Genomic DNA, 22778 nt, shown 5'->3' with positions numbered 1-22778 from the left:
ACGGCTGGATCACTCCTCCCGCCAATGCTCCAGTATGTCCGCGTAGCCTCCCAGCAGGTTCCACAGCGGCACCTGCTTGTCTTCCGGGATGCGCGAGTAGGCAAAGCCGATGTGGCGGTCGGAGATGCGCGCGACCACTGCCTCCAGATGGATGTGCAGGTCGCGGCCGAAGATCATGTCCAGCACCCAGTTCTGTCCCAGCTCGCCCTGCCAGCCCAGCGGTCGGCGCAGCAGCGCGCCCGTGGCGGAGATGTCGACCAGTTCGGTCGGATGCGACTGCACGCCGTGGCTCATGAGCACGGTGGTTTCGATGCGCATGCGCGCGGGCCGCAGGAATTTCGGGCCCGATTCATCCGTCACGTTGTCTTCGATCGTCATCCAACTCCCCAAACGGAACGCACCTGCGCCCCTGTGACGTCCCTGCGATCGTACGACGCATCCTGCGTCCCATCGACACCCGGTTGCTGCCTGCGTAGCCGCCAGTGTTCAGCGAACGGCACGCGCAGCGAGAAAAACGGACATCTCACCGCACGGCGAAGCAAACGCCATGCCATCGATGGATCGATGCGACGCCACCCCTTGCCCGCCCGCCACGGCATTGGAACTGCCGCGCCCGGCGTCTGCCCGACGCACCGTGTCACATGCTGCCCCATGCGCGAGCACCTGCGTACTGGACTTGCCGCAACGCTACCGCTAACCTGTCCCCATGCCCGGTTCAAGCGTGCGCCGTGCCGGTCGATACCGGCCATCGCGGCACGCATCCGAGTCCCGGCAGACCGATTGAAACCGTCCGTGGCGCCCGTGTCGCCATCCTGTCTTGCGTTCGTTCCAGGGCCCGGTGCCCGGCGTGGACGCCTTGGTGGTCGCCCGAGCCCGCCTGACCGAACCGCCGTGGTGCGGCTTCGTCAAGCGACACGCGGCGACGGCTGTGCCGGAACCGGCGAGCCAGCTTGAACGATCGCCGGCCCGAAGCCGCGGTCACGAGGGGATACCCGTCTACAGGGCACCGCCCGCCAGGACGACAGGTTTTGAACGCATTGCCGGCCGCGTGAGCGGCCTCACGACATGCATTGATGAGCACAGAACCGCAGCAGCCGGCCGCACCGTCGCAGGACGCCTTCGCGTCGATCCCCCAGCAGCAGGAAATGCCGCTGGCGGTCGTGCGCGGCGAACCCATGCTGCAGATGCCGCAGGACCTGTACATCCCGCCGGACGCCCTGGAAGTTTTCCTCGAAGCGTTCGAGGGCCCGCTGGACCTGCTGCTGTACCTGATCCGCCGCCAGAACCTGGACATCCTGGACATTCCGATTGCCGAAATCACCCGGCAATACATGGAATACATCGACATGATGCGGGACACGATGCGGCTGGAGCTGGCCGCCGAGTACCTGCTGATGGCCGCGATCCTGGGCGAGATCAAGTCGCGCCTGCTGCTTCCCCGGCCGCCCGCCGAGGAAGGCATCGAAGACGACCCACGCGCCGAACTGGTGCGCCGCCTGCAGGAATACGAGCGCTTCAAGAAGGCCGCCGAGGACATCGACACCCTGCCCCGCCTGGAACGCGACACTGTGGTGGTGCAGGCCGAGGTGGGCGAGCGCAACGTGGTGAAGCTGCCGCCGCCGCTGGACCTGAAGGAAATGCTGCTGGCGCTCAAGGATGTGATGCACCGCGCCGAGCTGTTCGGCCACCACGCGATCAAGCGCGAGGCATTGAGCGTGCGCCAACGGATGGGCGAACTGCTGAGCCGTCTGGAAGACAGCACGTTCCACCGCTTCGAAAGCCTGTTCGATATCACCGAAGGCCGCCTGGGCGTGGTGGTGACCTTCCTGGCCATGCTGGAGCTGGCCAAGGAAATGCTCGTCGAGATCGTGCAGGAAGAGCCACTGGCGCCGATCTACGTCAAGGCAAAGACCGCGCTGGCCGAAGAAAACGACGAACTGCCGGACGACATGCCGGTTTCCGCCGCCGCCGATTGACGGCGCGGCTCCATTCGCATCTCTGACCTCAAGGCCATGCAGATCGAGCAACTCAAACCGATTATCGAAGCGGCGCTGCTTGCCGCCAGTCAGCCGCTCACCGTGGCTCAGCTGGGCGAGCTGTTCATCGACGAGGACCAGGTCGACCGCGAGGCGATCGCGCGGGCGCTGGAGTCGCTGGGCGAGGACTGCGCCGGCCGCGGCGTGGAGCTCAGGGAAGTCGCCTCCGGCTTCCGCTACCAGGTCCGTCAGGACGTGCACCCTTGGGTGTCGCGCATGTGGACCGAGAAGCCCAGCCGCTACTCGCGCGCCCTGCTGGAAACGCTGGCGCTGATCGCCTACCGCCAGCCGATCACCCGGCCGGAGATCGAACAGATCCGCGGCGTGGTGGTCTCTTCCAACATCGTCAAGACGCTGGAAGAGCGCGAGTGGATCCGCGTGGTCGGCCATCGCGACGTGCCCGGCAAGCCGGCGCTGTTCGGCACCACCCGGGCATTCCTGGATTACTTCAGCCTCAAGTCGCTGGACGAGCTGCCGCCGCTGTCCGAAATCCGCGACATGGAAGACCCGCAGCTTCGCCTCGACCAGGAACCGCTGCCCCCGCGGGTGATCAAGGACCTGCCGATCGATCCGGACGAGGAAGATGCCGGGGCCGTGCAGGACGAGGCCCCTGGCGACATCGACGAAAACACCGCCGAGTCCGGCCAGGACGAGGCGCTTTCCGGCGAAGCACCCGCGCTCGCCGAGGCCGAGGCCGAACCGGCCGACGCCACCGAAACCACCGCCGCCGCGTCCGAGGACGAGGCGCCCACCCCACCCGCCACTGCCGACGAGGCAGCAGCCCCTGCGGACGTCGACGAAGACGCCGCCGAGCAGGACACCGAGGAGTACCGCGCATGACTGCGCCGCAGAAATCCGTTTTGACCCTCAAGCGCGAACCCCGCGAAGAGGCCGACAGCCCCGCCCTGGAAGAACGCCTGCACAAGGTGCTGGCCAACGCGGGCCTGGGCTCGCGCCGCATGCTGGAACAGCGCATCCAGGCTGGCGAGGTCGAACTCAACGGCGCGCCGGCCGGCATCGGCGCCAGCGTGCACGCCGGCGACCGCGTCGTGCTCGACGGCAAGCAGTTCGTCGTCGCCACCGACAACCGCGACGAGACCGAGGTGCTGCTCTACCACAAGCCCGAAGGCGTGGTGACCACCCGCGAGGATCCCGACGGCCGCCCCACCGTGTTCGAACAGCTGCCGCGCCTGAAGGGCGCACGCTGGGTGGCCGTGGGCCGCCTGGACATCAACACCACCGGCCTGCTGCTGCTCACCACCGACGGCGAGTTGGCCAACGCGCTGATGCACCCCAGGAGCGGGCTTGGCCGCGAGTATCTCTGCCGCGTGCACGGCGAGGTGCCGGACGAGGTGATCGAGAAGCTCAAGTCGGGCGTGGAGCTGGAGGATGGCCCCGCACGCTTCGACGAGATCGCCATCATCAGCCGAGGCGGCAGCCACAGCTGGTTCCGCGTGGTGATCCGCGAAGGCCGCAACCGCGAGGTGCGCCGCCTGTGGGATTCGCAGGGTTTCCTGGTCAGCCGCCTCAAGCGCATCCGCTATGGCACTGTCGAGCTGCCGCGCACGTTGCGCCGGGGCGACAGCGAGTCGCTTTCCGAAGATGCCATCAAGGACCTGCGCAAGTCCGCCGGCCTGGGGCCTGCCCAGCCGGTGCTGACGCTGAGCCCGGTCCTGCACCAGCGCCGCGCCAGCCGCAGCGTCACCGAATACCGTCCCGAGCGCGGCGCGCCGACTGGCTGGAGCGGCGCCTACCACGACGAGGCCCGCGAGCTGCGCGCGTTCGACCGCATCCGCGAGGAACCGGCGCGGGGCAAGCAGCAGCGCCGCCGCCCGGGCAAGGAAGTCAACGGAAACGTGGCCAGGCCGGAGCGTCCGGCGGCCCCCGGCCGTCGCAAGAGCAAGCGCGGTGTTGCGCCCGGGCAGGAACTGCCGTCGGTGCGCACCTGGTTCGCGGGCGAAAGCCGCGAAGGCGGCGGCCGTGGGCAGGCGCCGGGCGGCAACCGGGCTGCCGGCAACGCGGCAGGCGGCAACGCGGCGGGCGGCAATCGACGCGGCGGCAAGCCGGCGGGCGGCCGCGGTGGTGAAGCACGCAACGCCGGCCCCTACTCCGGCTTCGGCGGTGGCGGTGGCGGCAATCGCGGTCCCCGCCCGGGTGGAAGCCCGGGCCAGGGCGGTAGGCCGCAAAACCGCGGCAACCGCCCGCAGGGCGGCGGTGGACGGCCCCAGGGCGGCCGCGGCGGCAACCGCCACGGAAACCGCTGAGGTCTCGCCGCCATGACCGTGCGCATTTACCACAACAGCCGCTGTTCCAAGTCGCGCGGAACGCTCGAGCTGCTGCAGGCGCGCGGCATCGAGCCTGAAGTGGTCAACTACCTCGACACGCCGCCCGGCGTGGATGAGCTCAAGAACCTGCTGCACCTGCTGGGCATGACGCCGCGCCAGCTGCTTCGCACGGGCGAGGCGGAGTACAAGGAGCTTGGCCTGGACGACCCCGCGGTGGGCGACCAAGCCCTCCTGCAGGCGATGGTCGCGCATCCGAAACTCATCGAGCGCCCCATCGTCGTGGCCGGTGGCAAGGCCGCCATCGGCCGCCCGCCGGAGGCGATCCTGGCCATCCTGCCTTGAACCGCGGGGTGGGCTTCAGCCCACCTTGCGCGCCAATGCCGATGGCGACCGCAACAGAAGCCGCCCCATGGGCGGCTTCGTCGTGATGGAGCCTGCGGCAGGTGCGATCACGCGCTGCGTGGGCACACTCTGCGACTGCCGCCCTGGCGATTCGATCACATCGGCCCCAAGGTGAACTCGTCGGCATCCATCCACGCGGGAAAACGCTCGCGGTGCGCCAGCAAAGGCGCCGGATCCAGGCGCACCGTGGCGACCTGTTCCTGCGTGCCGAGCTCGATCATCGCCTCGCCGACCGGGTCGATCACTGCGCTGTCGCCCGCATACGGCAAGTCGTTGCCGTCCACGCCGACGCGGTTGACGCCTACCACGCACGCAAGGTTTTCGATCGCCCGCGCGCGCAGCAGCGTGCGCCAGGGCTGCCGGCGCGGCGCCGGCCAGTTGGCGACGAACAACGCCAGGTCGTAATCCATGCCGCCGGCCGCGCTCTCCAGGCGGCGGTTGCGCAGCCACACGGGGAAGCGCAGGTCGTAACAGACCTGCGGCAGGATGCGCCAGCCGTTCAACTCGACCACCAGCCGCTCGCGGCCACCGCCGTAACGCGTGTGCTCGCCGGCCATGCGGAACAGGTGGCGCTTGTCGTACTGCGCGTGGCTGCCGTCCGGGCGCATCCAGAACAGGCGGTTGTAGACGGTGCCGTTTTCGATGATGGCCAGGCTGCCGCAGATCACCGCGTCCATCTCGCACGCCAGATCGCGAAGCCAGGCCACACCCTCCCCGTCCATGGTGCCGGCGCTGACTCGCGTGTCGTTGCTGAAACCGGACAGGAACGTCTCCGGAAGCACGATCAGGTCGCTGCCCCGGGCCTGGCGCACCAGCGCGCCGTAGTACTCGCGATTGGCCGGCGCGTCGTGCCAGCGCGTGGCGCCCTGGACCAGGCTGACGGTCAGCGGCTGCATGCTCACAGACGGCACAGGCGCTCCGCGGCGGCGGTCATGGTGGCATCGCTCTTGGCGAAGCACAGGCGCAGCAGGCGCGTGCCGGGCGGCTTTTCGTAGAACGGTGTCAGCGGGATGCCCGCCACGCCGCCCTGCTCCACCAGCCAGCGCGCGAACGCGAGGTCGTCCTGGTCGCGGACGGCCGAGTAGTCGACCAGCTGGAAATAACCGCCCGGCACGTCGAGAAGCTTGAAGCGCGAGGGCGCCAGCAGCGCGCGGAAGCGGTCGCGCTTGGCCTGGTAGAAGTCCGGCAGTTCCAGGTAGTGCGCCGGGTCATTGGCCATGATTTCGGCGAAGGCCGCCTGCGCGGGATGGAACGTGCAGAAGGTCAGGTACTGGTGCACCTTGCGGAACTCGGCCGACAGCGCCGCTGGCGCCACCGCATAACCGACTTTCCAGCCGGTGCAGTGGTAGGTCTTGCCGAAGCTGGACACCACGATGCTGCGCTCGGCCAGCTCCGGATGCCGCAGCACGCTTTCGTGCCGACAACCGTCATAGACGATGTGTTCGTAGACCTCGTCCGACAGCACGACGATGTCGGTGTCGCGGGTGAGCTCGGCCAGGATCTGCAGGTCGTCCGCCGAAAGTACCGCGCCCGAGGGATTGTGCGGGCTGTTGATCAGGATCATCCGTGTCTTCGGGGTGATCGCATCGCGCACGCGCTGCCAGTCGATCGAGAAGCTGGGCACGGTCAGGGGGATGTGTACCGCGCGTGCGCCCTGCAGTTCGATCGCCGGCTCGTAGGAGTCGTAGGCCGGGTCGAACACGATCACCTCCTCGCCCGAACGCACGGTCGCCGCGATCGCGCAAAACAGCGCCTCGGTGGCGCCGGACGTCACCGTGATCTCGGTAGCCGAGTCCACGCGCCGCCCATACAACCGCTGTGTTTTGATCGCGATCTGCTCGCGCAGCGCGGCGGTGCCGATGCCCGGGGCGTACTGGTTCTTGCCTTCGGCCATCGCTCGGGTGAGAGCGTCACGCAAAGGCTGCGGCGGCTCGAAATCGGGAAAGCCCTGGCCCAGGTTCACCGCCTGGTGATCGAGCGCAAGCTGGCTCATCACGCTGAAGATGGTGGTGCCGACCTTGGGAAGCTTGGTGTCGATGTTCATGCGCACGGATGTCTGGAAGGCCAAACGGCAAGCCTAGCACGGCTCATGTGCGCGGCCGGTCGAGTGGATCGAGCGGGCGTTGCCGGCATTGCTCGTGCTTCAGGCGGGTCGCCTCGGGCAGGCGCTCGGCAAGGAAGTCCACCAGCGCACGCACGCCGGGCAGCATTCCGCGACGGCTGGGATAGACGAAATGCATGGTGCCTTCCGGCGCGCTCCAGTCAGGCAGCACCACTTCCAGCTCGCCGCGGGTAACCGCGGGCGCGCAAACGAACTCCGGCAGCAGCGCAACACCCAGACCACGGCGTGCGGCTTCCAGCAGCAGCGCGAACTCACCGGTGACCAGGCGTGCATTCATCTCCACCGAAACGCGCTCGCCCTGAGCGTCGATCAACTCCCATACCTGCGCGCCCTCGTGCTCGAGCATGGTCAGTGCCGGCAACGTGGACAGTTCTGCCGGCGCCTTGGGCCGCCCCAGGCGGTCGAGCATTCCGGGGCTGGCCACAGCGAGCACGCGGGACAGGCCGAAGGTACGCATCACCATGTTGGCGTCGGCATCGAGCTTGCTGCGCACGCGAATGGCGATGTCGTAGCCCTCGCCCACCACGTCCACGCGCCGGTTGCTGGAAAGCACGCGCACCTGCACCTTGGGGTACTGCGCAAGGAAGTCCGGCAGCACGTGTGCCACCACCGTCTGCGCCAGCGAGACCGGGCAGCTCAGACGCACTACGCCCCGTGGCTCGGCGCGCAGCTCGTCGACCGCTTCCTGCGCCGCGCGGGCTTCTTCCAGCACCGCGCGGCAGTGGGCATAGAAGCGCTCGCCTACTTCGGTCACCACGAAACGACGGGTGGTCCGCTGCAGAAGTCGCACACCCAGGCGCTCCTCCAACTGCGACACCCGCTTGCTCAAACGCGATTTGGGGATGCCCAAGGCACGGCCAGCCGCTGAGAAGCCGTTGTGCTCGACCACCATGGCGAAGAAATAGAGGTCGTTGAGGTCCTGCAGCGTGCCGTCGAGGGTCATGCCAGCTGTTTCCTTATAGAAACGATAAGTTCGATATTAGCCGACTTATCAGACCATTGTTGCGAAAGTATCGTGTATCCCGTCGCCGGCTCGCCGGCCTTCGACTGGAGTCACGCTATGAAACTGCTGCACATCGATTCAAGCGCCCTGGGCCAGCATTCGGTCTCGCGCGAACTCACCGCGGACATCGTGGCCCAGGTCAGGCGCGCGCGCCCGGATGCCTCCGTGCGCTACCGCGACCTCGCCGCGCAGCCGCTGCCGCACTGGGCGCCGGTGGCCGATGCCGGGGATCCCGGCGCGCTGTTGGGCAACGAGGTGATGGATGAGTTCCTGGCCGCCGATGTCATCGTGCTCGGCGCGCCGATGTACAACTTCGGCGTGCCCAGCCAACTGAAGGCCTGGATCGACCGCATCGCGGTGGCCGGCAAGACCTTCCGCTACACCGCCGACGGCCCCGAGGGCCTGGCCGGCAACAAGCGGGTGATAGTGGCTTCCAGCCGCGGCGGTTTCTACGGCGAAGGTACGGGGGCCGCAGCGATGGACTTCCAGGAGAACTACCTGCGCGCGGTGCTCGGTTTCCTGGGGATCACCGACGTGGAGTTCGTGCGCGCCGAGGGCGTGGCGGTCAGTGCCGAGCACAAGAGCCGAGCGCTGGCGGCTGCGAAGGAAGCGATCGGGACGCTGTTGCCCAAGGCGGCGTGACCTCACGCGCGACTACCAGGCGTTCGTGAGCGCAAGCCGAAGTCGAAGCGCCCTCGCAGGGTGCCTTCGACTTCGGCGCCTTTGCGCTTGCGCCCAGGCGAACGGCACCTTCTTCCTTTGCGCAACTTCTGTGGTGGAAAAACCGGGCCCGGACCGACACACTGCGGCTTTCCCCGCACAGGAATCCGCGCGCATGAACTCCACCCTGCGTCTGTCCCTGCTCGCCCTGCTGGCCATCGCGCCGGCGCTGCAGGCTGCCGATCTGTACGTGCACAACGTCAAGGGCTACACCCTGGACGGCCACGGCAAGCTGCAGCGCTTCGACGCGTTGCTGGTGGACGACGGCAAGGTCGTGGCCACCGGCACCGATGCGGTGCTGGTCAAGCGCGCCGACGACGCGACGGTGGTCGACGGCCACGGCAAGACGCTGCTGCCGGGCCTGATCGATGCACACGGCCACGTGCTCGAACTGGGGTATGCGCTCACCCAGGCCGACCTGACCGGAACGCAGTCGATCGACGAGGCACTCGCGCGCATCAAGGATTACGCCAAGGCCCATCCGGACGCACGCTGGATCACGGGCGGCGGCTGGAACCAGGTGATCTGGAAGCTCGGTCGCTTCCCCACCGCCAGGGAACTGGATGCGGTGGTTTCGGACCGGCCGGTGTGGCTCAGCCGCGTCGATGGCCACGCTGCCTGGGCCAATACCGCCGCCATGAAGCTGGCCGGCATCACCCGCGACACCAGGGATCCGCCGGGCGGGCGCATCGAACGCGATGCCCAGGGCAATCCCACCGGCGTGTTCGTCGATGGCGCCACCGAGCTGGTCGCCTCCGTGGTGCCCGCGCCCACCGACAACGAGCGTGCCATCGCGCTCGACACCGCGCTGGCGGAGATGGCGCGCGTGGGCCTGACCGGCGCGGCCGACGCCGGCATCGACCTGCCCAACTACCGCCTTTACAAGCGCTACGCCGACGAGCACAAACTCACCGCGCGCATCTACGCGATGATCCGCGACACCGGCGACGACTTCGACACGATCACGGCGGGCGCTCCGCTGGACGGCTACGGCGACGGTTTCCTTACCGTGCACTCGGTCAAGCTGTATGCCGACGGCGCACTGGGCAGCCGCGGCGCGGCGATGCTCAAGCCCTACTCCGACGATCCGCACAACCACGGGCTGCTGTTCATGAGTCCGGGCACGATGGCGTCGAAGATCGAGAAGGCCTTCGCCAAGGGCTACCAGGTCAACATCCATGCGATCGGCGATGCGGCCAACCGGGAGGTACTGGACAGCTTCGCCGCGGCCTACAAGGCCCACCCCGACGCCAGGGCCTTCCGCAACCGCGTCGAGCACGCGCAGATCGTTTCGCTCAAGGACATCCCGCGCTTCGTGCCGTTGAAACTCATTGCCTCGATGCAACCCACGCACGCCACCTCCGACATGAACATGGCCGAGGACCGCGTGGGCCATGAGCGCATCGAGGGCGCCTACGCCTGGCGGCGTTTCCTCAAGCAGGGCACGGTGGTCGCCTTCGGTTCCGACTTCCCGGTCGAATCGCCCAACCCGTTCTTCGGCCTGCATGCGGCGGTGACCCGGCAGGACCACCATAACCAGCCGCCCGGCGGCTGGTACCCCGACCAGAAACTGAGCCTGGTCGAAGCGCTGCGCGCCTTCACTCTCAGTGCGGCCTATGCCGGCCATGCAGAAAAGACACAGGGTTCGCTGGAACCGGGCAAGTACGCCGACTTCATCCTGGTGGATCGGGACATCTTCAGCATCAACCCGCAGGATCTCTGGAAGACCCAGGTGCTGGGGACCTGGGTCGGTGGCAAGCAGGTGTACTCGGCCGACAAGTGACCGCAGGCCGGGCTTCGCCCAACGGTTTGCGCGCGAGGGTAACGGGGTTAGGTGGACTGAAGCCACTCCTCGCGCGCCGGCGCACCGGTCGGTTCCGGGCGACTCCCCTTCTCGTCCCTACGTCGTTCCCGCGAACGCGGGAATCCGCTTGTCAGAGCAACACGGATTCCCGCCTTTTTCCGGAAGTGACGCCCGGAGAAGGGACAGTTGCCCACTCGGACAGAGGCATCCGGCGTGAGGCCCGCCTCTGCGCAAGCGCCTAACACACTGACGGATAACCATTTTCGCAGATAGGCCATCAGTCATGGCCGATTGCCTGTTGACGTTTTCGGAGATGGTGTTATAGTTCACTACAACACCGGTCCACGAGGTCACTAAGGAGACCCGCCATGAAAGCGCAGAACCTGATCGCCCTGGCCGCCGCCACGCTGATTACCGCGACGAGCCTGGCCACTTTGAACAACCCCGTGCGCACCGCGCCGGTTTCCGAAATCAACGGTATCCGCGTGGTCAATCTCGCCCCCGTCGAAGTGAAACCCAGCGCCAGCGACCTGCGTGCCGCCGCCCTGATGGAAGGCTCCGACATCACCAGCGCCACCCTGGCGCCGGTCCTTGGCACGCCTGCCGAAGCGGGCGCCACCCTGCTCGGGGCGCAGTTGGCCATGCCCTACTATTCGTTTGGCACCCAGCTTGCCCGTGCCAGCAAGGAATAACGTATGACCATCACCTGGAACGACAGCGTCCCGATCTACCGCCAGCTGCGCGAACGCGTGGTGGCGATGATCCTGGATGGCGCCTTGAACGAAGGCGATCCGCTGCCGTCGGTGCGCCAGGTGGCGGCGGATTTCCAGATCAATCCGCTGACCGTATCCAAGGCGTACCAGGAGCTGGTCGACGATCAACTGGTCGAAAAAAGGAGAGGACTGGGCATGTTCGTCATCGAAGGGGCCCGCGAGGCCTTGTTGAAATCCGAGCGCGAGCGCTTCCTGCGCGAGGAATGGCCGGCCCTGTTTGCGCGCCTTCAGCGCCTGGGGCTCGATCTCAAAACGCTGATGCGCGACGCGCCGGCCACCACGGAACTCAAGCCATGAGCGCCATCGTCACCGCGCGGAACCTGAGCAAGCGCTACAAGAACGCGGTCGCGCTGGACGGCGTGAACTTCGAGATCCAGTCCGGCCGGATCGTCGGACTGATCGGCCCCAACGGCGCCGGCAAGACCACCGCGCTCAAGGCGATCCTGGGCCTGACCTCCTTCGACGGCGAGCTCAACGTGCTGGGCTACGACCCGCGCACCCAGCGCGACAAGCTGATGGAGCAGGTCTGCTTCATCGCCGACGTGGCGGTGCTCCCGCGCTGGATCCGCGTGCGCGAGGCGATCGATTTCGTCGCCCACGTCCACCCGCGATTCGACCGCGCCAAGTGCGAGGGCTTCCTCAAGCGCACCAAGCTCACGCCCGACCAGCGCGTGCGGCAGATGTCCAAGGGCATGATCGTGCAATTGCACCTCGCCCTGGTGATGGCCATCGACGCGCGCCTGCTGGTGCTGGACGAGCCCACGCTCGGCCTGGACATCCTCTACCGCAAGCAGTTCTACCAGAGCCTGCTGGAGGATTACTTCGACGAGAACAAGACGATCATCGTCACCACTCACCAGGTGGAGGAGATCGAGCACATCCTCACCGACCTGATGTTCATCCGCGACGGCAAGATCGTGCTGGACACCGACATGGAAGCCGTCGGCGACCGCTTCGCCGAAGTGATGGTCAACGCCGACAAGGCCGCGGCCGCACGTGCACTGCAGCCGATCGACGAACGCCAGGTCTTTGGCAAGAGCATCTTCCTGTTCGACGGCGCCGACCGCCCGACGCTGGAGGCACTGGGCGAAATCCGCCGGCCTTCCGTCAGCGACCTCTTCGTCGCCACCATGAAAGGGACCTACGCATGAAAACCCTTGTCGGCAACAACACGCCCGGAAGCAACCTGTACTGGCTCGTCAGGCGCGAGTTCTGGGAACACCGCGGCGGCTTCCTGTGGGCGCCGCTGGTCACCGGCGGCATATTCCTGCTGTTGAACATCATGGGCATCATCACCGCCGAAGTGATTGGCGCCCGCCACGGCATCCACATCGGTGAACTCGGGGCAGCGAAGCAACACTTCGCCGGAGGCAATCTGCAGAGCGTCATCTCGCAGATGGACGCGGGCGACATGAGCCAGGTCGGCATGGCGCTGGACATGGCCATGTACTCCTCGATGGCGCTGATCTTCGTGGTGCTGGGCTTCGTGGTGTTCTTCTACTGCCTGGGCGCCATCTACGACGAGCGGCGCGACCGCAGCATCCTGTTCTGGAAGTCGCTGCCGCTGTCGGATACCGAGACGGTGCTGTCCAAGGTCGTCAGCGCCACCCTCCTGGCCCCGGTAATCGCGACCGTGGTCGGCATCGCCGCAGGCATCCTGCAGCTGTTGATCGTGGCAACGACGTTGTCCTTCCACGGCATCAACGTGTGGCAGTTGCTGATGCTCGCCCATCCGGTGCGCGTCACGCTCAACATGATCGGCCAGATCCCGCTGTACCTGCTGTGGGCCCTGCCCTCGGTCGGCTGGCTGATGGCGTGCTCGGCCTGGGCCCGCACAAAGCCGTTCCTGTGGGCCATCGCCCTGCCGGTCGCGACCGGCCTGCTGGTCACCTGGTTCGGCATCATGGGGTTGTTCAACCTGCCGGCCGGCTGGTTCTGGCAGAACATCGTGGCCCGCGCCCTGTTCAGCGCCTTCCCCGGTGCCAGCCTGATCGCCAGCGACGGCGTGATCCACACCGGCAACAACAACCTGGACTTCATGAACCTCGGCAACACCTACCAGTTGCTCGGCTCGGTCAACCTGTGGATCGGCGTGGCGGCCGGTGCGGCGCTCATCGCGGCAGCCATCTGGTTCCGCCGCTGGCGCGACGAAGGTTGATCGCAAACGCAACGTCCCACCGCCCAGCATCTGAGGCCGCTCATTTCAACGGAAGCACTCCCATGAAGACCCACGCGATCGCCGGCACCCTTGCATTGGTCCTATTGCTACCCATTGCCGGGTGCGATCGTTCCGGACAGTCCGATGCCCAGCAAGCGGCCGCGGAAGTCGACAAGCAGACCTCGCCGGCGATGATCTCTTCGGAAATCCACAAGGCCATGGAGCAGGCCAAGCGGGAACTGGCGACCAAGGACATCGACATCGACCACATCCATGTCGGCCATGGCGAGCATCGTGATCGCGGCTCGCTCCCCAAGGCCGCGATCACGCCCCAGGGCGACCTGCTGATCGCGGGCAAGACGGCGGAGGCGACGCCCGAGCAGCACACCCTGCTGCTGGATTACCGCCAGCAGGTCATCGGGATCGCCGAGGCCGGCATGGACATCGGCGAACAAGGGGCCAATCTCGGCACCCATGCTGCCAAGGAAGCGATCTGGGGCGCGCTTACCGGAAAGAGCGACAAGGAGATCGAGGCCGGCATCAAGCCGCAGGCCGAGCAGATCAAGATCGCCGCCATGAAGCTGTGCCAGCGTCTGCCGGGGCTGCTCGGCTCGCAACAGAAGCTGGCCGCCGTCATGCCGGAGTTCCGCCCCTACGCGACCATGACGCAGAAAGACGTCGACGACTGCGGGCGCGACGACAACTGATCCAGTCTTTCGGAGGTCAAGGAATGTTCTCTCGAAACTCCAGCTTCGTTCTCGCCCTCGCAGCCGGTCTCCTGCTAGCCGGCTGCGGCAACGGACCCGACACGACCACGATCGCCAACGGCGGCATCGTCGTGAATGGCGACAAGGTCACGCTCCACGGTACCGGCGGCACCGAAGCCTTCCTGGACGCCACCGGCCGTCTGGTGATCGACGGCCAGGACGTGGCGGTGGATGCCACGCAGCAGGAATTGCTCAAGCAGTACTACCGAAGCGCCCGCGCCGTGCGCGAGCACGGCGTGGCCACCGGCAAGGCGGGCGCGGCGGTCGGGGTCCAGTCGCTGAAGAATGCCGCGGCGCACGTGACCGGCGGCGACAGCGAACAGGCCGACGCCCGGCTCGACGCAGCCACGCATCGCATCGACCAGGAAACATCGAAGATCTGCATGGACATCCAGCAGATCCGCGTCGCCCAGAACGGCCTGGCCAGCTCGCTTGCCGCGTTCAAGCCGTTCGCCACCATCATCGATGGCGACGATGACGACTGCTCGAAGGGTCCATGACCTATCCCGCCCGGACGGCCAGGGACGGAACACGGAGGTTCGGATGAAAAAGGACGCGAGGATTGCCGGCCTGCTCTACCTGGTCACGGTGCTCACCGGCATCTTCTACCTGGGCTACGTGCCTTCGCAGCTTTCGGCACATGGCGATGCGACCGCGACCGTGGCGCGGCTCGTTCAATCGGAAACGCTGTTCCGGCTCGGCATCCTGGCCGAGCTGGCCTGCAACGTCGCCTTCCTGCTGCTGCCGCTGGCGCTGTACCGGCTGCTCGGCGCCAGCGGCAGGACCGCCGCCCTTTTGATGGTCGCGTTTGCCGTCCCCAGCGTGCCGGTCGCGTTTGCCAACGCGTCGCATCACCTGTCGGTGCTGTCGCTACTTCACCCCGCCGTCTCCCTGCAGTCGCTCGACAGCGGGCAACGGCAGGCCCAGGTCATGCTCCAGCTCGATGCATACCGGCAGGGTCTGATGGTGCTGGAGATCTTCTGGGGCCTGTGGCTGCTTCCCTTCGGGTACCTGGTGAGCAAATCCGGTTTCCTGCCCCGGCTGCTGGGCGCGCTGCTGATGCTGGGCGGGCTGGGCTATCTGGCCGATTTCCTCGCCACGCTGCTGTTGCCTGGCTATCCGACTTCGGCCGTGGCGGACTACATCATGCTGCCGGCATCCCTGGGCGAGATCGGCATCTGCCTGTGGCTGCTGGTCATTGGCGTACGCCTTCCCGCGAAGCTCGCGACTGCCCGGTCCGCCTGACCATGACCCCGGACGGGCTACCCGATCCGGCCGCCGACACGGAAGCGATGGCCCCGATGCCGCTGCATGACCTGAAGATCCACGTGCGTTTCAAGCTGTCCGCGCTGTGGACGGCGATCATGTTCTGTTACGTCTACGGCGACTTCTGGGGCCTGTACCGTCCCGGCAATTTGAGGGACATTCTCGAGGGCATGGGCCCGCTGGGGCCGACGAGCCAGGGCTCGCTGCTGGCCGTCTCGGTCCTCCTGGCCGTCCCGGCGGTGATGATCTTCCTGTCGCTGGTGCTGCCGCCGCAGGCGGCGCGCTGGCTCAACCTGCTTGTCGGCGTCGCGCTGACCGGGATCGTGCTTGTGACGCTGCCGGGTGCGTGGACGTTCTACGTATTCATGAGCCTGGTGGAGATTGCCATGCAACTCGCCGTGATCGGATACGCCTGGCGGTGGCCACGCCAGACGCCCTGATTGCACGCCGCGCGTTTATCGGACGATGACGCGCGAGGGCGCATGTTCTTCCGAGGGGCAGATGGTCGGTCGCCCGTCAGCGGAGACTACATGCGCACGGCAATCCTCGTCAGGCCGCTCGCCACGATGGGCCACCGCGTGCGCCCTTCGCGCGCGCCCGCAACCGTTCCGGGTGCAACCGGCCCGACAGACAGGGCAGGCCCGACACGCCAGCGCGTCCCCCTAGCCGGGAGGTCGTTCCGATGACCGGCATCAGCGGTGCCCCACGCGGCAACCCCACGGCAGGAAGTGGCGGCCCGGCGCCTCATATGGCGCGCCCCGCGTTTCCGGATGGCCACTTCTATTCCCCGGTGGTGGACGTTCGGCAGACGCTCGCGGACGAGGACAGGCTCTGGGGCGAAGTGGCGCAACCGGCCGGGCTGGACCTCGATCCCGCCGGGCATCGACGCCTGTTGACCGAAGTGTTCCCCGCGTTGATGGAAGGCTACGACTACGCCAGCGAGGGGCCGCCTGATGATCAGCTCGATCGCTTCTACGATTTCAACGGCCAGTTCGAACGGCAGGATCCCCGCGTGCTGTTCTGCATGCTCAAGATGGCCCGGCCCAGGCGTATCGTCGAGATCGGCTCCGGCTATTCCACGCTGCTGATGATGGACGTCAACAAGCGCTTCCTGGGTGGGGAGGCCGCGATCACCTGCGTGGAACCCTACCCGAGGCCGTTCCTGCGCGAGGCGCACTACGCGGGCGAGATCACCCTGCTCGACCGTCGCGCCCAGGACTTGCCGATCGCCATGCTCACCTCGCTCGATGCCGGCGACATCCTGTTCGTCGACTCTTCGCACGTGTCCAAGACCGGCAGCGACGTCAACCGCATCATCCTGCAGGTGCTGCCCAGACTGAAGCCCGGGGTGTACGTCCATTTCCACGACATCTTCATTCCCGCGGACTACCCGAAGGAATGGATCGAAATGGGCTTTTCGTGGAACGAGCAATATCTGCTGCAGGCCTTCCTCGATTTCAATCGCTGCTTCCGTGTGGTCTACGGGTGCGCGATAGCACGCGAGATCCACCCGCGCGAGCTGCGACGTTTCCTTGGCGACAACCCGCCCGACGGCGGAAGTTTCTGGCTGCAACGCTGCGATCCCTAGCAGGCAACACGACACATCGATGTCCGAAGATGGCGAGTTCCGCGCCAGACGCAGTGCTAGCCTGCGCTGCATGCCTACGTTACGAGATGCCCTTCCCGACCACCTCTGCGAGCAGGCGCGCCTGAGCCGCGATGCCCGCTTCGACGGATTGTTCTTCACCGCCGTCACCAGCACACGCATCTACTGCCGGCCGGTCTGCCCTGCCCCCTCGCCCAGACCGTCGAACGTGCGCTACTACGCCAATGCCGCGGCGGCCGAGGCGGACGGCTTTCGTCCGTGCCTGCGCTGCCGGCCGGAACTTGCGCCGGGCAACCCGGCGTGGCATCGCGGCGAGGACGTGGTGGCGCGCGCATTGAAATTGATCGATGCCGGTGCGCTGGCCGAGGCTTCGCTCGAAAGCCTGGCGACGCGCGTGGGCGTGGGCGGGCGGCAGCTGCGCCGGCTGTTCGTCGAACACCTGGGCGCACCGCCGCTCAACGTGCACACCACGCGCCGGCTGCTGTTCGCCAAGCAATTGCTGACCGAAACCGCGTTGCCGGTGACCGAGGTGGCGATGGCGTCCGGGTTCGGCAGCCTGCGCCGTTTCAACGCGGCATTTGCCCAGGCCAACCGTATCGCGCCGCGCGAACTTCGCCGCCAGCCACGGGCGCCCGGAAACGGGGATGCGCTGGTGCTGCGGCTGGGCTACCGGCCTCCATACGACTTCGATGCCGTGCTGGACTTCCTGCGTACGCGCGCCCTCCCCGGCATCGAGCAGGTGGACGCGCATGCCTACGCGCGCGTGTTCGGTCCCGCCGAAGTAGCGGGCTGGTTGCGCCTGTCGGCCTGGCCGGGTGGCGAGCACGCGCTCAAGCTGGAACTGCACTGCCCGCAGCCGGAGCGGATGCTGGGGCTGGTGACTCGGCTGCGACGCATGTTCGACCTCGATGCGGAACCCCGCGCGATCGCCGCCACGCTCGGTGCCGGTGGCGTGCTCGCGCCGTTGCTGCGCCGGCGGCCGGGCCTGCGCCTGCCCGGCGGGTGGGATGGTTTCGAGATCGCCGTGCGCGCGGTGCTCGGCCAGCAGGTCAGCGTCGCCGCGGCGCGGACGCTCGCCGCGCGCATCGTCGATCGCTGGGGCGATCCGCTGCCCACGCCCGTGCTGCCCGGCCTGGCGCGGCTGTTTCCCACGCCCGAACGGCTGGTCGATGCCGACTTGCGAGGGGTGGGCGTGATCAACGCACGTGCCGAAACCATCCGAGGCATCGCCCGCGCCCTGCTGGACGGCCGCGCGGACTTCCGCGCGGAGCAGCCGCTGGACGAGTTCGTGGCGCGCTGGACCGCGCTGCCCGGCATCGGCGAGTGGACGGCGCACTACATGGCGATGCGAGCGCTGAGTCATCCGGATGCTTTCCCCGCGGCCGACCTTATCCTGCGCCGCGCCGCTGCCGGTGATGGCGGCGAACTGAGCACGCGCGCCCTCTCGACCCTGGCCGAGGCGTGGCGGCCCTGGCGTGCCTACGCGGTGATGCACCTTTGGCGCGGTGTCGCGGACCAGGCGTCACCGTCCAGGAAACGCCCGTGAGTGCGCGCCATGGTCTTCGACTTCGCTGCGCTACGCTCGGAACGAACGACTGCTCACCCTGAAGACGGATTTACCCGCCTCCGTTCGCCCTGGGCACAAGCCCCAGGGCCGGAGTCGGAGTGCTTCACAACGTAACGAACAGCCCACATGAGCCCTGTCTGGTACGACAACCTGTCCACTCCCATCGGCCGCCTGCGCCTGGTCGCCGACGAGCAGGGCCTGCGCGAGGTCTGGTTCGAGACCGGCCGTCATCAGCGCGAGCCGGCGTCCTCGTGGACACACTCGCCGCAGGCGCTGGCCTTCGCGCGCGTGCAACTGGAGGAGTACTTCGCCGGCACGCGACAGGTGTTCGAGCTGCCATTGCATCCGCTCGGCACGCCATTCCAGCTGGCGGTGTGGCAGGAGCTGGCGCGCATCCCCTACGGCGCGACCATCAGCTATGGCGAACTGGCGCGCCGCATCGGCCAGCCGCAGGCGATGCGCGCGGTCGGCGCCGCCAACGGCCGCAATCCCCTGCCGATCGTGTTGCCCTGCCATCGCGTGATCGGCGCCAACGGCAGCCTCACCGGCTTCGGTGGCGGCCTGCCGACGAAACGCTTCCTGCTGGCGATGGAAGAAGGCGTCGCGCGCGGCGACCTGTTCGGCCTGGTGACCTGATCGCTGCAGGTCGCGCGCAGATCCGCGAAGGTCGACCCGATTGCCGGGCGGCGCGTCGTAGTCAGTCGCTGCTGCGCGAGGACGCCGGCGCCTTGCCCGAATGCACGACCGGAGGCGCGACCGCACTCTGGTAGCGATCCAGCAGATCCTGCTGGCGTGCGCGGTAGAGCTCGCGCTGTCCCTGGTCGGCCTGGTCAAGGCGTGCCGCGTGGAGTGTGTTGGCGGCCTGTGGCCGACGCAGCGTATCCACGCGGACCTGCCGCAGTTGCTCTTCGACCTGGTTCTTCTGCAATTGGTCGCGTACCTGGTTTTCCCGCACGGTTTGCTGGAAGCGCGTGCTGGCGGGCGGCTGGACGACGATCACCGGACGCGGCGGCGCCGGTTGCGATTGCCAGGCACATGCCGCCGCAGGCGCCGCCAGCGCGAAGGCGGCTGGCCACAGGCGTAAGAACGCACGGGTTTTGAGCGACATGGGGGCGATGCGATGATGGGGAGTTGTTTCATCGTACGAGCCCCTCTATGAAAAACCTGTTTCGCCTGTCGTGTTGCCTGCTGCTGGTATTCAGCGCCGGTTGCGCCACCACGCCGCCCGCCGACGCGGGCAAGCCGACGCCCCTGCTGCTGGTCTCCATCGATGGCTATCGCGCCGATTATCTCGACCGGGGCCTGACCCCCACCGTGGCGATGCTCGCGCACGATGGCGTGCGCACGGCGATGCAGCCGTCCTTTCCGTCGCTGACCTTCCCGAACCACTACACGATCGTGACCGGCCTGCGCCCGGACCACCACGGTATCGTCAACAACACCATGTACGACGCGCAGCTGGGCAAGTTCTCGCTGCACAACCGCAAGGCGGTGAGCGATGGACGCTGGTGGGCCGAAGGCACGCCGCTCTGGGAGACCGCCGACCGCCACGGCCTGCTCACCGCGACGATGTTCTGGCCGGGAACGGAAGCGGACATCCATGGCCGCCACCCTGACCACTGGGAGCCCTACGACGGCACGGTGACGCCGAACCAGCGCGTCGACCAGGTGCTGGCCTGGCTGGATCTTCCGGCCGCCCGGCGGCCAAGCTTCCTCACCCTTTATTTCGATGACGTCGACCATGCCGGCCACTACCACGGCCCGGACTCGCCGCAGGTAGAGCAGGCCTTGCGCGAAACCGATCAGGCGCTGGCGCGACTGGTGCAGGGCCTCAAGCAGCGCGGGCTGTTCGACCGCATCAACCTGATCGTGCTGGCCGACCATGGCATGGCGCCGGTGCCGCTGGACCACAGCGTGCTGATCGAGCGCGAATTGGGCCTCGATGATGTACAGGTGGTGAGCCTGGGCGTGCTGGCCGGCTTCAATCCCAAGCCCGGGCACGACTTCGCCGCGATCGAGGCGCGCATGGAACGCCCGCACCCGCACATGCAGTGCTGGGACAAGACGCGCGTGCCGGCGCGCCTGGCGTATGGCCACAATCCGCGGGTGCCGCAGTTGCTGTGCCTGGCCAATGTCGGCTGGCGCATCACCACGGCGGACTGGCTGGCTTCGCACAAGGGCCACATCAGCGTGGGCGAACACGGTTACGACAACGCGGCGCCGCAGATGCGGGCGCTGTTCGTGGCGCACGGACCGGCCTTTCGCGACGGCGTCATGGTTCCACCTTTTCCCAACGTGGACGTCTATCCGCTGATGGTGCACCTGCTCGGTCTGCCGCCGCAGCCGAGCGACGGAGACTACGACGCGGTCAAGGACATGCTCGAACCTGCCGCGCGCTGAGAAAACGCGAAGTCCTTGCAGGAGCACCCTTGTGCGCGATCGCCGGGAGCGAGCGCCCGCAATCGCGCACAGGGTGCTCACGCTGGATCGAACCGGCTCGCCTGGACAACCACGCCGCCTCAGGGCAGCGGCGGCTCCGTCCCCGGCGACGGCGGCCCCGGCAATGGCCGCAGGAAGTACAACCGCCACGCGATCAGCAGCCCGGCCAGCACCATCGCGCCGATGAAGGCGGCTACGCCATTCCACCCTCGCGCCGCATAGAACAGACCGCCACCCGCCCCCGCCAGGCTGGAGCCCATGTAGTACGCGAACAGGTACAGCGACGAGGCCTGCGCCTTGGCGTTGCCCGCGCGCCGGCCGACCCAGCTGCTGACGATGGAGTGCCCGCCGAAGAAGCCGAAGGTCACCGCCACCACGCCGGCGATCACCAGGATGAGTGGCCGGAACGCGGTCAGCCCGACACCCGCCAGCATCAGTACGAAGGTCGTCCACAGCACGCGCCGGCGGCCAAGCCTGCCGGCCAGGTGACCCATCCATGCCGAGCTGAAGGTGCCGATCAGGTACACGCTGAAGATCAGCCCGACCACCACCTGGCTCAGGTTGTAAGGCGGCGCGAGCAACCGGTATCCGATGTAGTTGTAGACGGTGACGAAGGCGCCCAGCAGCAGAAAGCCCTCGACGAACATCCACGGCAGGCCGGCATCGCGGAAAACGCGGGCGAAGCGTGCCAGCAGCGTGCGCGGCCGCAGCGGCTGGCGCTCGAAATGATGCGACGGCGGCAGCAGCCGCCAGAACATCAGGCCGGACGCGAGGCCGATGCCGGCCACCACCATCACGCCCACGCGCCAGTCGAAGAAATCCGCCAGCACGCCGGTGACCAGCCGTCCGCCCATGCCGCCGATGGCGTTGCCGCTGATGTACAGGCCCATGCCCAGGCCGATCGAATCCGGGTGCATCTCCTCGCTCAGCCAGGTCATCGCCACGGCGGGCAGCCCGCTCAGTGAGATGCCAAGCAGCGTGCGCAGGACCAGCAGGCTGGTCCAGCCGGGCACGATCGCGCTCAGCAGCACCAGCAGCGCCGAGGCGATCAGCGATACGGTCATCACCGACTTGCGCCCGCAGGCATCGGATACCGCGCCGGCGAACAGCATGGCAAAGGCCAGCACGCCCGTGGTCAGCGACAGCGACAGCGCGCTCGTGGCCGCGCTCACGCCGTAGTCCTTGCTGAACTCGGGCATCAGCGGCTGGACGCAGTACAGCAATCCAAAGGTGGCGATACCGGCGGCGAACAGCGCCAGGTTCGCCTGTCGGAACAGCGGGGTGCCGTGGCGGATCAGCGATCCGTCGTCGCTGCCGATGGCCGGCACGGGGTAGTCATTCATCGGCTGCCTTTGGCGGGCCGTGGCGGGTGGGAAGCGCCATTGTCCTCTGCGCGGCTGCGGCAAACCACCCGCGCAAGCTCCACGCGCCGGGATTTTGCTCCCTCACCCCTCCGGATCGAGGGGTTGGGGCTCGCGGGAATGTTGCCCATGATGGTCGCTGTTACGCCATCGACCTGCCGGTAACCGGTACCCGGCCGGAGGTCTGCGGTCCGCCGCCAACAACGCCCCTTGACCGGCCCGCCGCCAGGCAACGCCTGCGCGAAGCACTGGCGGGTTTCCATTTCCAGAAGGGCTGCATCGCGATCAGCGATGGCGCCAGTGACCTGCAACCCAGACATGGTGCGAGGCCCAGTGCCCCGGCACCCACACGCCGGCGCGGTGGGCCGGCACGACCACGCAACCGGCCAGGGACAGGCTGCCCACCAACAGCAGGGCGAGGGCAAACATCGATGTAAGGCGCATGAGGCGTTCCTCGGTCTGGGAAGTA

Annotated in this window: 25 protein-coding genes; 18 read left to right on the top strand and 7 right to left on the bottom strand. The window is 67.4% G+C overall.

The window, feature by feature from the left end; translation table 11 throughout:
* Positions 1-9: 9 nt before the first annotated feature.
* Positions 10-378: a PilZ domain-containing protein gene (locus tag ACFWZ4_RS15695; protein ID WP_439705602.1), complete on the bottom strand. Its 369-nt coding sequence runs from the start codon at positions 376-378 to the stop codon at positions 10-12.
* A gap of 695 nt (positions 379-1073) precedes the next feature.
* Here ACFWZ4_RS15695 and ACFWZ4_RS15690 point away from each other — a divergent pair.
* The 4 genes from ACFWZ4_RS15690 to arsC are packed head-to-tail and all read left to right on the top strand — an operon-like array spanning position 1074 to position 4663.
* Positions 1074-1976 (top strand): segregation and condensation protein A, encoded by a 903-nt coding sequence (locus tag ACFWZ4_RS15690; protein ID WP_439705601.1) that lies wholly within the window; start codon positions 1074-1076, stop codon positions 1974-1976.
* A gap of 36 nt (positions 1977-2012) precedes the next feature.
* Positions 2013-2876 carry an SMC-Scp complex subunit ScpB gene (gene scpB, locus ACFWZ4_RS15685; RefSeq protein ID WP_439705600.1) on the top strand — a complete coding sequence of 288 codons (864 nt, stop codon included), beginning with the start codon at positions 2013-2015 and terminating at the stop codon, positions 2874-2876.
* Positions 2873-4300, top strand: coding sequence for a pseudouridine synthase (locus ACFWZ4_RS15680; protein WP_439705599.1), 1428 nt, complete (start codon positions 2873-2875; stop codon positions 4298-4300). The genes scpB and ACFWZ4_RS15680 overlap by 4 nt, the downstream gene beginning before the upstream one ends.
* A gap of 12 nt (positions 4301-4312) precedes the next feature.
* Entirely contained in the window at positions 4313-4663 is a 351-nt protein-coding gene (arsC, locus tag ACFWZ4_RS15675) for an arsenate reductase (glutaredoxin) (RefSeq protein WP_439705598.1), read from the top strand.
* Positions 4664-4818: 155 nt separating this feature from the next.
* Here the strand turns inward: arsC and ACFWZ4_RS15670 are convergent, their stop codons facing one another.
* Genes ACFWZ4_RS15670 through ACFWZ4_RS15660 form a run of 3 tightly spaced genes read right to left on the bottom strand, consistent with a single transcriptional unit; the run spans position 4819 to position 7788 of the window.
* Positions 4819-5619 carry an amidohydrolase gene (locus ACFWZ4_RS15670; protein WP_439705597.1) on the bottom strand — a complete coding sequence of 267 codons (801 nt, stop codon included), beginning with the start codon at positions 5617-5619 and terminating at the stop codon, positions 4819-4821.
* A gap of 2 nt (positions 5620-5621) precedes the next feature.
* Positions 5622-6767, bottom strand: coding sequence for a pyridoxal phosphate-dependent aminotransferase (locus tag ACFWZ4_RS15665; protein ID WP_439705596.1), 1146 nt, complete (start codon positions 6765-6767; stop codon positions 5622-5624).
* 43 nt (positions 6768-6810) lie between these two features.
* Positions 6811-7788 (bottom strand): LysR substrate-binding domain-containing protein, encoded by a 978-nt coding sequence (locus tag ACFWZ4_RS15660; RefSeq protein ID WP_439705595.1) that lies wholly within the window; start codon positions 7786-7788, stop codon positions 6811-6813.
* A gap of 117 nt (positions 7789-7905) precedes the next feature.
* Between ACFWZ4_RS15660 and ACFWZ4_RS15655 the strand changes: the two genes are divergently transcribed.
* From ACFWZ4_RS15655 to ACFWZ4_RS15595, 13 genes are all read left to right on the top strand, one after another.
* Complete coding sequence (locus ACFWZ4_RS15655; protein ID WP_439705594.1) at positions 7906-8490, top strand: FMN-dependent NADH-azoreductase; 585 nt, start codon at positions 7906-7908, stop codon at positions 8488-8490.
* A gap of 193 nt (positions 8491-8683) precedes the next feature.
* On the top strand, positions 8684-10351 hold the full coding sequence (locus ACFWZ4_RS15650; protein ID WP_439705593.1) for an amidohydrolase: 1668 nt from the start codon (positions 8684-8686) through the stop codon (positions 10349-10351).
* 389 nt (positions 10352-10740) lie between these two features.
* On the top strand, positions 10741-11064 hold the full coding sequence (locus tag ACFWZ4_RS15645) for a hypothetical protein (protein WP_439705592.1): 324 nt from the start codon (positions 10741-10743) through the stop codon (positions 11062-11064).
* 3 nt (positions 11065-11067) lie between these two features.
* Positions 11068-11442 carry a GntR family transcriptional regulator gene (locus tag ACFWZ4_RS15640; protein WP_439705591.1) on the top strand — a complete coding sequence of 125 codons (375 nt, stop codon included), beginning with the start codon at positions 11068-11070 and terminating at the stop codon, positions 11440-11442.
* Positions 11439-12296 (top strand): ABC transporter ATP-binding protein, encoded by an 858-nt coding sequence (locus ACFWZ4_RS15635; protein ID WP_439705590.1) that lies wholly within the window; start codon positions 11439-11441, stop codon positions 12294-12296. The genes ACFWZ4_RS15640 and ACFWZ4_RS15635 overlap by 4 nt, the downstream gene beginning before the upstream one ends.
* A complete protein-coding gene (locus ACFWZ4_RS15630) occupies positions 12293-13303 on the top strand; it encodes an ABC-2 transporter permease (RefSeq protein ID WP_439705589.1) in 1011 nt (336 codons plus the stop codon). Before ACFWZ4_RS15635 ends, ACFWZ4_RS15630 begins: the two co-directional genes overlap by 4 nt.
* A 62-nt stretch (positions 13304-13365) precedes the next feature.
* Positions 13366-14010, top strand: a complete 645-nt coding sequence (locus ACFWZ4_RS15625; protein WP_439705588.1) for a hypothetical protein — start codon at positions 13366-13368, stop codon at positions 14008-14010.
* 23 nt (positions 14011-14033) lie between these two features.
* A complete protein-coding gene (locus tag ACFWZ4_RS15620) occupies positions 14034-14570 on the top strand; it encodes a DUF2884 family protein (RefSeq protein ID WP_439705587.1) in 537 nt (178 codons plus the stop codon).
* Positions 14571-14613: 43 nt separating this feature from the next.
* The gene (locus tag ACFWZ4_RS15615; RefSeq protein ID WP_439705586.1) at positions 14614-15315 is read left to right on the top strand and encodes a DUF4386 domain-containing protein; all 702 of its coding nucleotides are present in this window, start codon (positions 14614-14616) and stop codon (positions 15313-15315) included.
* Positions 15316-15371: 56 nt separating this feature from the next.
* Positions 15372-15776, top strand: coding sequence for a DUF6326 family protein (locus ACFWZ4_RS15610; RefSeq protein ID WP_439705585.1), 405 nt, complete (start codon positions 15372-15374; stop codon positions 15774-15776).
* Between the two features lie 308 nt (positions 15777-16084).
* Positions 16085-16924: a class I SAM-dependent methyltransferase gene (locus ACFWZ4_RS15605; RefSeq protein WP_439705584.1), complete on the top strand. Its 840-nt coding sequence runs from the start codon at positions 16085-16087 to the stop codon at positions 16922-16924.
* A 70-nt stretch (positions 16925-16994) separates the two neighbouring features.
* Positions 16995-18488: an AlkA N-terminal domain-containing protein gene (locus ACFWZ4_RS15600; protein ID WP_439705583.1), complete on the top strand. Its 1494-nt coding sequence runs from the start codon at positions 16995-16997 to the stop codon at positions 18486-18488.
* Positions 18489-18635: 147 nt separating this feature from the next.
* Positions 18636-19145 (top strand): methylated-DNA--[protein]-cysteine S-methyltransferase, encoded by a 510-nt coding sequence (locus ACFWZ4_RS15595; protein WP_439705582.1) that lies wholly within the window; start codon positions 18636-18638, stop codon positions 19143-19145.
* Between the two features lie 61 nt (positions 19146-19206).
* Here ACFWZ4_RS15595 and ACFWZ4_RS15590 read toward each other — a convergent pair whose 3' ends face one another.
* Positions 19207-19617, bottom strand: coding sequence for a hypothetical protein (locus ACFWZ4_RS15590; RefSeq protein WP_439705581.1), 411 nt, complete (start codon positions 19615-19617; stop codon positions 19207-19209).
* A 47-nt stretch (positions 19618-19664) separates the two neighbouring features.
* Between ACFWZ4_RS15590 and ACFWZ4_RS15585 the strand changes: the two genes are divergently transcribed.
* On the top strand, positions 19665-20909 hold the full coding sequence (locus ACFWZ4_RS15585) for an ectonucleotide pyrophosphatase/phosphodiesterase (protein WP_439705580.1): 1245 nt from the start codon (positions 19665-19667) through the stop codon (positions 20907-20909).
* Positions 20910-21028: 119 nt separating this feature from the next.
* Here the strand turns inward: ACFWZ4_RS15585 and ACFWZ4_RS15580 are convergent, their stop codons facing one another.
* Positions 21029-22291, bottom strand: a complete 1263-nt coding sequence (locus ACFWZ4_RS15580) for an MFS transporter (protein WP_439705579.1) — start codon at positions 22289-22291, stop codon at positions 21029-21031.
* 303 nt (positions 22292-22594) lie between these two features.
* On the bottom strand, positions 22595-22753 hold the full coding sequence (locus ACFWZ4_RS15575; RefSeq protein WP_439705578.1) for a hypothetical protein: 159 nt from the start codon (positions 22751-22753) through the stop codon (positions 22595-22597).
* Between the last annotated feature and the right edge of the window lie 25 nt (positions 22754-22778).

This window comes from Frateuria sp. GZRe12 (genome assembly GCF_051900535.1).
Classification (GTDB): Bacteria; Pseudomonadota; Gammaproteobacteria; order Xanthomonadales; family Rhodanobacteraceae; genus Frateuria_A.
Note: the sequence above shows the minus strand (reverse complement) of the source record. Positions and strands in the feature narration are given on the sequence as shown.

What these genes read in the sequence shown, in the direction of transcription:
- ACFWZ4_RS15695 (WP_439705602.1), bottom strand. Translation starts at nt 378, where the DNA reads ATGACGATCGAAGACAACGTGACGGATGAATCGGGCCCGAAATTCCTG.
- ACFWZ4_RS15690 (WP_439705601.1), top strand. Translation starts at nt 1,074, where the DNA reads ATGAGCACAGAACCGCAGCAGCCGGCCGCACCGTCGCAGGACGCCTTC.
- scpB (WP_439705600.1), top strand. Translation starts at nt 2,013, where the DNA reads ATGCAGATCGAGCAACTCAAACCGATTATCGAAGCGGCGCTGCTTGCC.
- ACFWZ4_RS15680 (WP_439705599.1), top strand. Translation starts at nt 2,873, where the DNA reads ATGACTGCGCCGCAGAAATCCGTTTTGACCCTCAAGCGCGAACCCCGC.
- arsC (WP_439705598.1), top strand. Translation starts at nt 4,313, where the DNA reads ATGACCGTGCGCATTTACCACAACAGCCGCTGTTCCAAGTCGCGCGGA.
- ACFWZ4_RS15670 (WP_439705597.1), bottom strand. Translation starts at nt 5,619, where the DNA reads ATGCAGCCGCTGACCGTCAGCCTGGTCCAGGGCGCCACGCGCTGGCAC.
- ACFWZ4_RS15665 (WP_439705596.1), bottom strand. Translation starts at nt 6,767, where the DNA reads ATGAACATCGACACCAAGCTTCCCAAGGTCGGCACCACCATCTTCAGC.
- ACFWZ4_RS15660 (WP_439705595.1), bottom strand. Translation starts at nt 7,788, where the DNA reads ATGACCCTCGACGGCACGCTGCAGGACCTCAACGACCTCTATTTCTTC.
- ACFWZ4_RS15655 (WP_439705594.1), top strand. Translation starts at nt 7,906, where the DNA reads ATGAAACTGCTGCACATCGATTCAAGCGCCCTGGGCCAGCATTCGGTC.
- ACFWZ4_RS15650 (WP_439705593.1), top strand. Translation starts at nt 8,684, where the DNA reads ATGAACTCCACCCTGCGTCTGTCCCTGCTCGCCCTGCTGGCCATCGCG.
- ACFWZ4_RS15645 (WP_439705592.1), top strand. Translation starts at nt 10,741, where the DNA reads ATGAAAGCGCAGAACCTGATCGCCCTGGCCGCCGCCACGCTGATTACC.
- ACFWZ4_RS15640 (WP_439705591.1), top strand. Translation starts at nt 11,068, where the DNA reads ATGACCATCACCTGGAACGACAGCGTCCCGATCTACCGCCAGCTGCGC.
- ACFWZ4_RS15635 (WP_439705590.1), top strand. Translation starts at nt 11,439, where the DNA reads ATGAGCGCCATCGTCACCGCGCGGAACCTGAGCAAGCGCTACAAGAAC.
- ACFWZ4_RS15630 (WP_439705589.1), top strand. Translation starts at nt 12,293, where the DNA reads ATGAAAACCCTTGTCGGCAACAACACGCCCGGAAGCAACCTGTACTGG.
- ACFWZ4_RS15625 (WP_439705588.1), top strand. Translation starts at nt 13,366, where the DNA reads ATGAAGACCCACGCGATCGCCGGCACCCTTGCATTGGTCCTATTGCTA.
- ACFWZ4_RS15620 (WP_439705587.1), top strand. Translation starts at nt 14,034, where the DNA reads ATGTTCTCTCGAAACTCCAGCTTCGTTCTCGCCCTCGCAGCCGGTCTC.
- ACFWZ4_RS15615 (WP_439705586.1), top strand. Translation starts at nt 14,614, where the DNA reads ATGAAAAAGGACGCGAGGATTGCCGGCCTGCTCTACCTGGTCACGGTG.
- ACFWZ4_RS15610 (WP_439705585.1), top strand. Translation starts at nt 15,372, where the DNA reads ATGCCGCTGCATGACCTGAAGATCCACGTGCGTTTCAAGCTGTCCGCG.
- ACFWZ4_RS15605 (WP_439705584.1), top strand. Translation starts at nt 16,085, where the DNA reads ATGGCGCGCCCCGCGTTTCCGGATGGCCACTTCTATTCCCCGGTGGTG.
- ACFWZ4_RS15600 (WP_439705583.1), top strand. Translation starts at nt 16,995, where the DNA reads ATGCCTACGTTACGAGATGCCCTTCCCGACCACCTCTGCGAGCAGGCG.
- ACFWZ4_RS15595 (WP_439705582.1), top strand. Translation starts at nt 18,636, where the DNA reads ATGAGCCCTGTCTGGTACGACAACCTGTCCACTCCCATCGGCCGCCTG.
- ACFWZ4_RS15590 (WP_439705581.1), bottom strand. Translation starts at nt 19,617, where the DNA reads ATGTCGCTCAAAACCCGTGCGTTCTTACGCCTGTGGCCAGCCGCCTTC.
- ACFWZ4_RS15585 (WP_439705580.1), top strand. Translation starts at nt 19,665, where the DNA reads ATGAAAAACCTGTTTCGCCTGTCGTGTTGCCTGCTGCTGGTATTCAGC.
- ACFWZ4_RS15580 (WP_439705579.1), bottom strand. Translation starts at nt 22,291, where the DNA reads ATGAATGACTACCCCGTGCCGGCCATCGGCAGCGACGACGGATCGCTG.
- ACFWZ4_RS15575 (WP_439705578.1), bottom strand. Translation starts at nt 22,753, where the DNA reads ATGCGCCTTACATCGATGTTTGCCCTCGCCCTGCTGTTGGTGGGCAGC.